The organism is Streptomyces sp. NPDC048504 (genome assembly GCF_043200035.1).
Lineage (GTDB): Bacteria > Actinomycetota > Actinomycetes > Streptomycetales > Streptomycetaceae > Streptomyces.
The window spans coordinates 161,596-174,171 of record NZ_JBICXA010000020.1; the positions used below are offsets into that span (position 1 = coordinate 161,596).

Here is a 12,576-nt window from a genome sequence, read left to right on the forward strand (position 1 = left end):
CGGGGCTTATCTATTTCCTCGCACCCTTCCAAGAGCGTTGTAAATTCTACTCTTTGCAAAACTAGCTAATGATGTCATAAATAGTCTCGGCTCTTCAGTTAAAAAGGAATGTTTCGAGGGTGGTTCCGCCGTCAGGCGTGAGCCGCCCTTTTTTCGTTCCTCGTTCATTCACAACCAAGCAATCAGGAAGGTGGTGTAAGCCATCATGCGCAAAAAGCGCACACGCACTTCGGTAACGCTCGCTCTCGCGGGTCTGCTGGCGACGTTGATCACGTTCGTCTCTTCGGGGACGGCCGTGGCAGCGGAGTCCATTCCGGAGACGCAGTTTTCTCCGGTAGGTGCCAGCAACTACACACAGCGCATCGTCACAGGCCCCGATGGGAGCGTGACGGTGCCGTGTGTCAATGACAACGGCACGAAGAAGAACCTCAAGACCTACAGCGCGACCGGTCAGCTCGTGCGGGAACTTTCCGCGACGAGCACCATCGACGGCGTCGCCAACTGCATCTACAACGTGGCGGTCGCCAAGAACGGCGATCTCTACGGTGCGCCGGATCAAGGCCCGAACCTGCTGGCGTACAGGGGTAACACGTTGAAGTGGAAGTACCCCTTGGGGTGCACTTCTTACATGGCTCGCCCCGTCATGGGCGCGGACGGCAACGTCTACGCCATCAACAACAACGGTCGGCTGATCGGCCTGACTCCCGAAGTGGAGCCGGGCACGACGCAGCCGAAGAAGGTGTTGGACGTCCCCGTCACGAACGCGAGTTGCAGCACTGAGCTGCTGGCACTCAAGGACGGGATCGTCACGATCGAAGGTCTTACCGCGACGTTCTACAGCTATGGCGGCGTCAACCTCGGCAGTCCGCCGAGTGTCGCCAAGGTCAAGACCGGCGTCAGCCAGATCAGCGCAAGTGGCAGGCAGTTCTACAGCACTTACGTCGAGTCCAACGGCCTGCGAAGTGCCAACGTCTCTGCCTACGACTACGGTCGGAAGCAGGTGGCATGGACGGCCACCGCGTCAGTAAACGGGGCGTACGTCAACTCCGCCGATGCATACGCCACTCCCGACGGGGGCACCCTCGTCTACCTTCGCGAGAAGGAAAGGGATCAGTTCGGCGCGGACACGGGGTACACGGCCTACAACCTGGTCAAGCTGAACGCGTTTGGCATCGTGCAGTGGAGGGAGAATCTCCCCCGCAACGACGCCAGCGGCAACTCATTCGGCGAGCCGTACATCAAGGTCGACGTCAACGGAAACGTTGCCGTCGCCCGGAACGGTCAGCTCGCGACTAACGACCCGTCAAACGGGTACGTCGAGGGCATTTCCATCGCCATGTTCACCAGCAATGGCGATGGGAATGGCAACGCTGTCGCCATGTACAACCAGACGATGCGTGGCAACCTGGACAAGAACTCGGGGAGCGTCACGGGGTACTACCTCAACTCGATGACCCTCAGCTCTACCCAGGGCGTGTTGTTCTTCAACGCACAGCAGTGCACCACCAGTTGCACCGGCGCTATCAAGATGTATCCCATCAAGGTGACGGGCCTCGGCCTGGACTACCCGCGTGGGGTGATCTACGACGAGGCGCCGCGTCCAGCGGCGTCCTACATCGCACTCGGTGACTCGTTCTCTGCGGGTGAGGGTGTCGAGCCTTTCGAGGCTGGCACTGACACCCCGAACCTGAACAAGTGCCACCGGAGTGACTACGCGTACCCGCGTCTGATCTCCGGCACGAGTGCCAAGATTCCGTCGCTGGGAAGCAACGGATTCCGGGCGTGCTCCGGAGCAGTGACCGACAACATCACGGACGCACCGCAGTGGAACGAGGGCACCCAGCTCGACCTTCCCGTGTGGCCGGACAGTTCTACGCAGCTCGTCACCATGACGATCGGCGGGAACGACATCAAGTTCGGTGACCTCGGTACCGCTTGCGTGACGGCCAGTTGCGCCATAGGTAGCAGCGCATACAACGCGTCGCTCAACGAGATCAACAACACGCTGCCTGCCAAGCTGGAGGCGACGTACAAGAAGATCCTCCAGCAGACGCCGAACGCCAAGGTGTACGTGCTGGGCTATCCGCAGGTGATCGCGAACAAGGCGGCATTGGATGCCTTCGACAACCGATGCTTCTACATGTACGACAACAGCAACACGACCAACAAGTGGGCTGACGTACATGGTGCCCGCGACATCGTGACCAAGCTGAATGCGAAGATCCAGCAGAAGGTGAACGACGTTCGTGCCATGAACGCCGGTAACCAGCGTCTGGTCTACGTCCCGCTCGACGGGACGGGCTCGCCGTTCAACGGTCACGAGGTGTGTGGCACCGCAAGCTCGTCCTGGTTCCAGAACGTAGATCAGGCGTTCAACGGTCTGGAGTACGTCTTCCACCCCAACAAGCTGGGGTACGAGGGCTACGCCACCGTTGCTGGTGCCGCCATCAACGCCGGGTAACTGGTAAGAACTGAAGAGCCAACGCCCTCAGTCTCTGAGCTGCCATTCAAGCAGCATGAGACTGGGGGCTTCTTCATTTCGATATTGTTTATGTATTCGACAATTGTTATGATGGAGGTAAATGGCTAGAACTAAATCATCAACACCCAAGACCAACGTGGCATCTCCTGCCAAGAAGACTTCATCAACGCAAGCAGGAACCCTCGATTTCGCTATAGTGCCAGCGATCTTCCTGGTAATTTTTGGCACATTTACGCTCATTGCCTCGATGGCGGGAGCATTTAGCTTCACTTTCATCGAGCCGCTGGTTTCCGCATTACTTGCAACTTTCGGATTGTTATCCGCTTGGAAAATAGCTAGGCGCGAAGCAATCCGAAAATACGTACGTGTTGTTTCGTGGGTTCTAGCTATCACGTTCACACTGGCTGTGGTCTTCTGGTTCGGAGGTGGTAACGATAATAGCTGCACTGGCTTCATGGGTGTGCAGTCCAGCTGCATGGACAACAACCGCGTGATGATCGCAGTCCTGTTGCTTAACCCCTTCTCGCTCCTCATCTGGGCAGGGCTGGCCCTGGGTGGGCTGGCAGGTCTCTGGATCAAGCCTAAAAAATCCTAGCTAGTGAAGCGCTCGCGTATACTCGCCACCCCTTGGGTGGCGTTTTTTCTTCTCATCATCAACCAGCGCTAGCGTTGCAGGAAGTTTTGTTGTGCAATATACTTGAAGTCTTCAACTTTTAAGCCAACTGTGTCACCATTAATAGTGGGGTACTTGGTTATACAAGGCTTGTGCGAGAACACGTTTCATTGCGTACGGTTCAGAAACTCAGACAGCTATGGACCGTTCGCTCAACCAGTTCTCATCAAAACCCCATCCCTCTTCGGCATAGTAGGTCGTAGAGCAACCATTCCGATCGGCAACAGCCGTCACCGCGAATAGTTGCTTCCAATCGACGAGCCGAGCAGTAACTCAGCACACCAGCACCTACCAGGCGTTGGCCTTGCTTTGACTGTCTCTCGATTCGTCGGACCATCGTGTAACTAGAAAGGAGGGTGCCTATAGCAGCAACCACCATCCCAACCCGAAGCGGCGCATCCGCCCTCGTGTGGTTCGAGATTCACTTCCCCCACGAGCTCGCCGCAGCCGACGTGGTGCGGACACTCCAGCCGCTCGCGTATCGCCCCTTGGTCGGCTGGTTCAAGCGCACGCCGGCCACCGTCCTTGAGATTCGGGCATCATCTGGTGGCGACGTTCGCTGGCTGGTCGGCCTCGACCACCAGATCAGTGACGAGCTGCCAGGACAGTTGCAAGCGCAGCTCCCCGGCCTGGTGCTGGTTCCGCTGGATCAGCCGTCGCGACCGGTACCGATGGTCGCTGCCAACGTCCGGGTATCGAGCCTGACGACAGCACTGCGAACAGACATGGCCCCCAGCGTTACCGCTGGACTCCTCGAAATTATGAGCACCCTCGGACGGGGCGAATCCGTCGCCGTCCAGTGGGTCATCGGGTCGGTGCAGCCACGCGACCACAGGCCCGAGCGGTTCAGCATCGCTCGTTCCCTTGGTCTGGTCGCTGTCGCCAAGGAGACAGCAGACGATCGGCGGCTCTGGAAGCACAAAGCTTCAGAGCCGCTTCTTTTAGTACGGGGCCGGATCGGTGCGCGGGCCCGTAACCTTGATGCCGCCCGTATCCTCGTTCGCCGCCTCGGCGAAGCACTCCAACTTGCCAGCAGCAGCCATGCGCAGCTCTGGATCACACGCCCGAGCGTCGGTAGCGTTCACCAGCTCGACTTGGCGCACACCACGAACAACCGGTGGTCGGGCATCCTCAACGTCGCCGAACTCGCCACGGTGATTGGCTGGCCGGTAGAGCGAGCGGATCAGCGACGCACGACGCACGGCCGTCAGTACCCGGCCCCATCCGCACTGCTGGTGCCGGTAGATGCGACCCATCAACGGGACGAGCGTGTCCTCGGCGCCGGCCTGCACCCAAGTCAGCGCGATCAACTGGTGACGCTGCCGACGGATAGTGCTCTGCACCATGTGCACGTCGTCGGGCCAACAGGAAGCGGCAAATCAACGCTGCTGGCGAAGCTCCTCCATGCCGACGTCCGCGCCGGGCGAAGTGTCTTCGTTCTTGAGCCACGCGGCGACCTCGTAGAAGCGATCCTCGCCGGCGTGCCCGCGGAGCGTCGTAAAGACGTCGTCATCATCGAGCCGGGCCAGGCGCAAGAAGTCGTCGGCTTCAACCCACTGGCGGGTTCATCCGAGGATGCCGAACAGCGTGCCGACCACCTCTTGCATCTGTTCCGCGAGCTCTACGGCACCAGCCTGGGACCACGAAGCGCCGATGTCCTCATGCACGGACTGGTGGCACTGAGTCGAAGTGACCACGGCACCCTGGCGGATCTGCCGGTGCTCCTCACCAATGCGACGTTTCGCCGCCGACTGCTCGCCGAGGTGAACGATGCCCTTGTCCTCGCTCCCTTCTTCTCCTGGTACGACGGTCTGTCAGAGGCCGAGCGCCAACAAGTGATCAGCCCGGTTCTCAACAAGACCCGGGCTTTTTTAAGCCGCACGGCCATCCGTAGGTTGCTGGGTCAAGCGTCACCGCGGTTCGCGCTGGACGAGTTGTTCTATCGTCCGCGCATCGTGCTAGTGAACCTCAATACAGGGGTCATCGGAGCCGAGACTGCTCAGCTCATGGGTGCGCTGCTGATGATGCAGTTCTACGAAGCCATGCAGCGGCGAGCGTTGGTGGCGACGAATCAACGCCATCCCGTCATGGCGGTGATCGACGAAGTCCAGCGATACCTGCGACTGCCGGTAGACCTTGGCGACATGTTCGCCCAGGCGCGCGGCCTTGGTGTTGGGCTCACGGTGGCACATCAGCACCTGGCACAGCTCCCGCCGAAGATGCGAGCTGGTCTCACGGCGAACGCTCGTAACCGTGTCGTCTTCCGCCCTAGCACCGAGGACGCAGCCAGCCTTGCCACCGTTCTTGGAGGCGGTCTCGTCGCCGATGATCTGTCACTCCTCGATGCGCACGAGGCGTACGCCGAAGTCCTGGTGAATCGCCGTCCGTCTGACCCCTTCCTGATCCGCACGCTTCCAGCCGACAGTCAGGCGCTCAGTGATCCCGTCGACCTTCGCCGCGAGAGTGCGGCGCGGTACGGGGTTGACGGCGCGGGCCTCGACGCTGCACTTCGTCAGCGCTGGAACGGTGATGACCGACACCCAGACGGACCCATCGGGCAGATGCCACGGAGGCAGTCATGATGACGTCGCTTCGTGGTTCGCTCCGCACTTCGCATCGTGTCGGTTGCCCTGGTCGCTTCCTCTCTGTTGGAGCCATGCAAGCGCCAGCGAATATCTCACCTACAGAGGTCTTCCTATGGTGAAACCTTCCTCGCAACAAAACGCGCGGGTGGCCCGGCTGCGTCGACAGCTCAGCCCGCGTGATCTCGCCGTCCTGGGCATCTTGCAGCGGGTACGCCTGGCAAGTCTGCGCCACCTACAGCGGCTCCTCGTAGTGGATGGATCGCCTCGGGCACGAACCCGTCGCGCCCAGCTCATGATGACGCGGCTTACGACGCTCGGCGTCGTGACGAGGTTCTCCCGGATCATCGGGGGCGTGCGTGCGGGTTCGTCCGGCTACATCTACGGACTCAGCGGCCTCGGGCAAGCCGTCGTCGAAACGGGCGGTCCACTTGGCGGCAAGCGTCGCCGTGTGTGGGAGGCGAAACCGTACTTCCAAGACCACATGCTCGCCGTCACTGAGTTGTACGTCCAACTCGTCGAGCAGCACCGCTTGGGTCAGGGCGATCTACTGGCATACGACGCCGAGCCGGCCTCCTGGCGTCACTTCACCGGAAGCGGCGGTGAGTTGGTTCAAGTCAAGCCGGACGCCTTCGTCGCGATAGGTCGCGCGGCTATCGAGCACAGCGCCTTCGTCGAGGTCGACCTGTCCACCGAGACGCTGCCCACGATCCAGAAGAAGTCACAGCGGTACATCGACTACTGGCGTAGCGGCACGGAGCAACAGTGGCGCGGCGTCTTCCCGAAGGTCGTCTGGCTGGTGGAAACCGAGCACCGACGGGAACGGATCGCGGGCGTGATTGGAAAGCTCGCCCTCGATGGCCAGGCCCTCTTTGACGTCGGCCTCCTCGATGACGGTCCGCAGCTGTTAAGCGGTTCCGACCAAGGAGTCGCCGCATGATGTGGAAACTACACGCTCGCGGGCCACCCTAACCATTAACAAACCGAACGAAATGAGTTTAACTGGAAGGAGAACTATTAATGAATGAGAAAGTGATTCTCAACGCTACCAATGGCGCCGAGGACGGTATGCAACTCTTGACCGTCCCAGAGGTGCGGAAGCGACTGGGTAACATCAGCAAGTCAAAAGTGTACGACTTAATCAACACGAAGCAGCTGAAGTCCGTACTGATAGGGAGCCGTCGGTTCATACCGGTGGAAGCCCTCCGTCAGTACGTCATGCAGCTTTGGCGGGAGTCATTCGCCTGATGGCCCGCCGTAATGCAAACGGCGAAGGGTCAGTAACTCCACGCAAAGATGGACGCTGGGAAGCGAAAGGTTACATCCTCACTACCAGCGGAATAAAGAAGCGGGTTAGCGCCTATGGCGCGACCCGCGCCGAGGCTAAGGAAAAGCTGGGGCGACTGAAGGCGCAGAACGCCAAGGGAATGCCCGTATCCGACAAGACATGGCTGTTGGGTGATTACCTTGACCACTGGCTAGAGAGCTTCGTCAAGATGAAGCGACGACCAGCTACATATGCACAGTGCGAGACGATGGTACGTCTCTACCTAAAGCCAGGTCTCGGCCGTCGAGCCCTGGACGGTTTAACTGTTCCTCTTGTGCAGGGCTACATGAACGAAATACTTGCCGAGGGAACCTCTGTATCGAACGTTCACGTCATCCGTAAGGTATTAAGCGCCGCTCTGACGCGAGCTCAGAAGGAGGAATTAGTAAGCCGAAATGTTGCTCGATTGGTAGACCTGCCTGTCGAGGAACGCAAGGAGATCAACCCCTGGAGTATGCAGGAGGTGACTCGGTTCTTCGATGTTGCGCGTGGCCATCGGTTATATGCCGCGTATCAGTTGCTCTTCTCCACAGGGCTACGCAAAGGCGAGTTGCTTGGTCTTCACTGGGAGGATATTGACACTGAGAACAGAGTGATTCATGTTCGTCAGCAACTCCAGCGAGTTGGTCGCCAAATCCTGATTGGGCCGCTAAAAACCACAAAGAGCCGACGCGACCTACCGCTGCTTGATCACATGCTGCCTCCTTTGGCGGATCAGTACGAGAAGCACCCAACAAAGACGGGGCTCGTCTTTACGACACCAGCGGGCAACCCGATAGAGCCGACCAACTTTCTTCGCGACTTCAAGAAGCTCTGCAAAGACAATGGGCTGCGTGTTATTCCAGTACATTGGGTACGACACACCGTTGCTACCCTCTTGAAGAAACAGGGCGTTGCAGACCGCGACATCCAGCTGCTGCTCGGCCACTCTCGGATCGTCACAACCCAAGAGGTCTACCAGCACGACGATGCCGACTCTCGACGTAATGCGCTGCAAGGCTTGGCGGGGGCCCTATTGCCAACCAACACGAAAGCAGTCCAGAGCGTTCGCCCTGGACTGCTGAGTAGTTTTATCGACGACACTGGTTGTCGTCAAAATGGTCGTCAAACACAGAGTTTTGTTGACCGACTTGCACAGATCATCTCTGGTGGAGCATATCGGATTCGAACCGATGGCCTCTTCCATGCCATGAAAGCGCACGGAAGTGTGAAATCCCGCGCTACCGAGGTGGATGCGGCCTATCGAGACCAGCGCAGACGCTGGATGGTCGGTGCGGTTGTCGTCAAAATGGTCGTCAAAAACACCAGGAGTGACGACGTCGAGCTGGCCGCGTAGGTCGCGCCCACCAACCAGCAGCCGGCCATAGGTGCAAGGAGGCAACAACCATCCCCGCGCCTTGTTCGGCGTGGGTGTACGCAACCAGCGGCGACCGCGGCCTCTCCTGGAACCGATCGACTCAACCCGGTGCCGGCGGGGACGGTAGATGGAGCCGATCCAGCCGCAGACACAACAGCACCCCGTGCCCTGCTGGGCTACGGGGTGTTTCAAGGGTGCCGGGCAGCGAGGTTGCTCGACGAGATCAACGGCGCGGCCGGACACGAGGCGTAGAAGGCAGCATCCATCGGCGTCGCTGAGTGTGCTGGATTCACGTGCCGTCTTCGGCTACCGCCGCTACACCTCGACGAGAACGCTAACTCTTGCCAGCAAGGATTTTGGGGAGGAGCCGCTCAAGCACTGCAATTCTCTCGTCCAGAGATTCAAGCGTTGAGCTAATGTTTTGCGTCCGTTCAAGAGCGTAGCTGGTGCCTTGTTTCTGGTGGCGGGGTCTCGGGGATAGATCCTCAAGCGAAACACTCTCCGCCTCACGTTGCGGGATGAGCCACGCTTGGCCGTGATCATACTCTACCCTTTTAGCTCCAGGGAAAAGCTTCCCCTCTTTCACTCTTCTCCGCACCGTGCTCTTGCTAACTCCGTGCTTCTTTGCCAGTGAAGCTATAGAGACGAGATCCTCTGTCATAGCTCCTCGTCCAGCACCCACACGAACGCGATGCCCGCCCGTGGGAATATCTGCCCATCGAAGCTCACGTCAATGGTTCTGATCGAGGCGGATTCTGGGGATTTCTCGATTCGCGATGCGCTAGGAGACGAGAAATAGTCAAGCACGTTAACGTAGTGAGTTCCTGTGCCTTCGTAGGCAAGTTGGACATGAATACCTTTGGTCGGCCTGGGGAGGTCGAGATAGAGAAGGTGTCCGTGTCGCTGTACGAGTGCGCGGTACGTATAGGAGACGGTGACCTCATCCCCGGTCGTGGCTGTCGTTCCCAGGTTGACAGTGTAAAACTGCGCCCCCTTGCGCTCTGTTCGCCGGATCTTTTGACTACGCCCATCGAGGCTCAGTTGAAGCAGCTCGAACGCTTCCTTGTTTCCCGCGTTCAATCCATTGGTTTCGTCGAAGAACCAAGCAGAGGCAACCGTCTGATCTCGAAGGAGTTCACGGTACTCAGCCATATCGGAGATACAAGCAAAGCGCATAGTGCTGCTAGCTGGACGTACCTTGTACTCCCATCGAATAGTGGCAACAAACATCGACCCCTTGCCTGACACAGGACCTTCGGCCCACGGCGTCAGTGAGACAGATACGTCAACGTCACGCCAACGCTCCGGTGATTGAATGATCTGGTCTCGAAGATCGGCATACGCCTCCTGGGCAAGTTTCTGATCCCCAAGACGCAGACCGAGAGCGTTGGTTGCAATCCGGTCGAGTGTCTCGTCCGAGGCAACGTCTTTCAGTGCTGTGACATTGAAGGCAAAGCTGTCGAGCACAGCGTCACGTATTGCCGGTGCTTCTTTCCGTACGGCCTCGCGGATACGTTGGTCGGTGCGTTCTTCTCCGTGTTTGCGATCAACGTACTCGAAGAACACAGCCAACAGGCCGGTACCAAAAAGAGTGGAGCCGATCTCTGAGAGCGGCAACACAGTGAGCCACGCCGGTACAGATGCGGTCGTCGACCAATGTGCCAGCATCAAACAAGCAATCCCGCCCACAACCGCAAGCACAGCGATGAGCTGTAACTTCGTCTTGTAGAGCTGGTCGAGTGGGTTTGTCATACTTCAAGATCAAGTATACCAAGAAGCCGCATGTTGTTAAATAGGCAAACGAAAGCCCCTGGGCGGTAACGACGCCCAGGGGCTTTCTCTATGTTCCGACGGGGCAGATCAGCCGCCCCCGCCCCCGCCACCGCTCATGATCGCGCTCATGCCACACCTCCTCGTTGTCGATAGCCACGGGGTGCCCGTTCGGACACGAGCCACACGATATCCGATTTTGGGATATCGGCAAGCTGCACGATGCGGTAAGGCGGTGGAGAAGTCGATCTACTCAGCCGAGTACCAGCGGCTTTGTGCTCTACTCCGCGCACTGCGACTTGAGGCGGGCATGACTCAGGTGCAGGTCGCCGCCGAGCTGGACGTGCCGCAGTCGTTCGTGAGCAAGTACGAGTCCGGCGAGCGCCGACTCGACGTGATCGAGCTTCGCTACGTCGCCCGAACGCTTGGCGTGTCGATGCGGGTTGTACTAGAGCGGTTGGAGCAGTAGCCGCGCAAGCAGCACCTGGCGGTCATCGGTGCGGAGCGTTCAGTCGCTTCCGTCGAAGTCACCGGCGACGTCCCGGATTCCTGCGAGGCAGTCTCTCAACTCCCGCATGAGCACGCTTGGAACCACTCGACCAACCACACGCCGGCCACAGCCTCTGGGGCCGGGGTATCCAAAGTGCCCTGCTGTCATCCCCTGTTGGGTCGTCACCTGACACCGCGAGCTCGTGGCGAGGTACTGCTGTTCCAAAGCGCAGCCGGCCAGGTCGCTGGATCTGGCGAAGCTACCCGAGGGCCTAGCGGTGCTTGGGTGTGGTCGCTCAGACCGGTGCCGCGGACGGTCGTTAATCGGAGCGACCCAGCCCGAGGCCGGCGGGCGCGGTAGTCGAGGCGATCCAGGCCGCAGGCACAACAGCACCCCGCGCTCTGCTGGGCGACGGGGCGTTCAAGGGTGCGGGGGTGTGGCTGGTCGTCGGGGTAGCTCGGCGGCTACATGCGCTCCTTGTCGCTGCGAGCCTCTACACCAGAGATGGACAAGAACGACTGCCGATCCTTCGTGAGGCTCGACTGCAAGAGGGTGAAGCCGGATTTTTCAAACTCGCTGATGACCTCAAGCGCAGACAAGTGCCAGACGCGTAGCAACAAGATGGTGTCGCCCTTCTCTAGGGGGACGCTACGCTTCGTTCCTCTGGAGTCAAACTCAATCGTCACAGAAGTCGTCATCCGTATGCGGATATAGCGCATCCGTTGCACCGGATCAAAGCCCATCTCGACGTCGTACAGAGACTCGTCGATGTTTAAGAGGTCAAGGATGTACTTGTGGCTTGGCGATAATTTGCCCGCACCGGGAGTAAAGCTAAAGTCGAAGTACCGCCGAGCCATCTCGGTGTCGGGCTTTCCGGTGTACATGAGGAGGTCATTCTGCCCCATGCTTGCATGTACTGGATTCAGCACATCCGTGAAAGAACGGAAGTTCATAGGGGTAGCGCCGAGTAGCAAGACAAGGTTGATTGTCTCCTCTACCTCTATGTCGTCGACCAACAGGTCATCAAAGCGCTCATAGCTGATGTCACGGACGTAGCCCTCGAATTTCACGTCGTCGCCGTACCACTCCGTCACATTATGCTTGGCAAGATCCAGCATTGACGGGCTGATGTCAACAGCAATGTAGCGGTGTAGCAGATTACGCTCAATCAAGTGGCCAAGCAAACCCTTGACCGGGTAGGCGTTACCCGCGCCGAGGTCGATCACGTTTACCCGCTTGTTTCCTTCTAGGAGCCAGTAGAGCGTTTCCATGTTCTTCTGGATCAACTCAACCGTGCCCTTCAGGATATTCGGGGACTCCTCATTAGCCAAGCGCTGCAACCAGTTATCCCAGTTCGTCGCTCCGTCTTTCATGTAGCCGTACTGCCGGGGAATCTCGCGGTCCCTGTTCATGCTCCTGATGATGTCGGCACGCTGGTGCTCGCTGAAAATGGTGTAAAACTCAGGCTTTGGCTGAATTTTCTTGTACTGGCCGGATTGGTAGCGCCGCGCCTTCTCTGCAAGCCGTTCCAGGATCAACACGTTTTCGGGACTGTCGAGGATGTGGGTGAACTTGCCGTGAGTTACTAGCTTCAACCGGTTCTGGCCTGCCTTAGAGGCATCAATCCAATTGGAAACGGTCTTTTTTGAAACGTGGAACCTTTCGACGAGTTGGGAATGTTTAAAATAGTGCATAGGTGTTAAGTTGTTCCTTGGCTCACATTTTCTATTGAACTTTACATGCTAACCATGTAAAGTTTTAAGTAGCATAGCGCTTTTGCTACCCACGAAACGGCGGGTATTGCTGTTTGTACTTCTAAGGCAATTATACGCCTTAACCGCAAAAAGTGGAGTTTTAAGCTGAGCGCGCATTACCTACACATAATATACACTAAT

Annotated in this window: 10 protein-coding genes; 7 read left to right on the forward strand and 3 right to left on the reverse strand. The window is 58.4% G+C overall.

Annotated elements, in window-relative coordinates; all coding sequences use genetic code 11:
* The first annotated feature begins 205 nt into the window (after positions 1–205).
* From ACGFY9_RS39815 to ACGFY9_RS39840, 6 genes are all read left to right on the forward strand, one after another.
* A complete protein-coding gene (locus ACGFY9_RS39815; RefSeq protein WP_393762579.1) occupies positions 206–2,461 on the forward strand; it encodes an SGNH/GDSL hydrolase family protein in 2,256 nt (751 codons plus the stop codon).
* A gap of 121 nt (positions 2,462–2,582) precedes the next feature.
* On the forward strand, positions 2,583–3,077 hold the full coding sequence (locus ACGFY9_RS39820; protein WP_393762581.1) for a hypothetical protein: 495 nt from the start codon (positions 2,583–2,585) through the stop codon (positions 3,075–3,077).
* 485 nt (positions 3,078–3,562) lie between these two features.
* A complete protein-coding gene (locus ACGFY9_RS39825; protein ID WP_393762583.1) occupies positions 3,563–5,737 on the forward strand; it encodes a type IV secretory system conjugative DNA transfer family protein in 2,175 nt (724 codons plus the stop codon).
* A 115-nt stretch (positions 5,738–5,852) separates the two neighbouring features.
* A complete protein-coding gene (locus tag ACGFY9_RS39830; RefSeq protein WP_393762585.1) occupies positions 5,853–6,677 on the forward strand; it encodes a replication-relaxation family protein in 825 nt (274 codons plus the stop codon).
* A 128-nt stretch (positions 6,678–6,805) separates the two neighbouring features.
* On the forward strand, positions 6,806–6,985 hold the full coding sequence (locus ACGFY9_RS39835; RefSeq protein ID WP_393762764.1) for a helix-turn-helix domain-containing protein: 180 nt from the start codon (positions 6,806–6,808) through the stop codon (positions 6,983–6,985).
* Complete coding sequence (locus ACGFY9_RS39840; protein ID WP_393762587.1) at positions 6,985–8,400, forward strand: tyrosine-type recombinase/integrase; 1,416 nt, start codon at positions 6,985–6,987, stop codon at positions 8,398–8,400. Before ACGFY9_RS39835 ends, ACGFY9_RS39840 begins: the two co-directional genes overlap by 1 nt.
* Positions 8,401–8,755: 355 nt before the next feature.
* On the opposite strand, the gene ACGFY9_RS39845 is transcribed toward ACGFY9_RS39840, so the two are convergent.
* On the reverse strand, positions 8,756–9,082 hold the full coding sequence (locus ACGFY9_RS39845) for a hypothetical protein (RefSeq protein ID WP_393762589.1): 327 nt from the start codon (positions 9,080–9,082) through the stop codon (positions 8,756–8,758).
* Positions 9,079–10,173 carry a hypothetical protein gene (locus ACGFY9_RS39850; RefSeq protein ID WP_393762591.1) on the reverse strand — a complete coding sequence of 365 codons (1,095 nt, stop codon included), beginning with the start codon at positions 10,171–10,173 and terminating at the stop codon, positions 9,079–9,081. The genes ACGFY9_RS39845 and ACGFY9_RS39850 overlap by 4 nt, the downstream gene beginning before the upstream one ends.
* Before the next feature lie 148 nt (positions 10,174–10,321).
* Between ACGFY9_RS39850 and ACGFY9_RS39855 the strand changes: the two genes are divergently transcribed.
* Entirely contained in the window at positions 10,322–10,660 is a 339-nt protein-coding gene (locus tag ACGFY9_RS39855) for a helix-turn-helix domain-containing protein (protein ID WP_393762593.1), read from the forward strand.
* A gap of 485 nt (positions 10,661–11,145) precedes the next feature.
* On the opposite strand, the gene ACGFY9_RS39860 is transcribed toward ACGFY9_RS39855, so the two are convergent.
* Entirely contained in the window at positions 11,146–12,375 is a 1,230-nt protein-coding gene (locus tag ACGFY9_RS39860; RefSeq protein WP_393762595.1) for a class I SAM-dependent methyltransferase, read from the reverse strand.
* Positions 12,376–12,576: the final 201 nt, after the last annotated feature.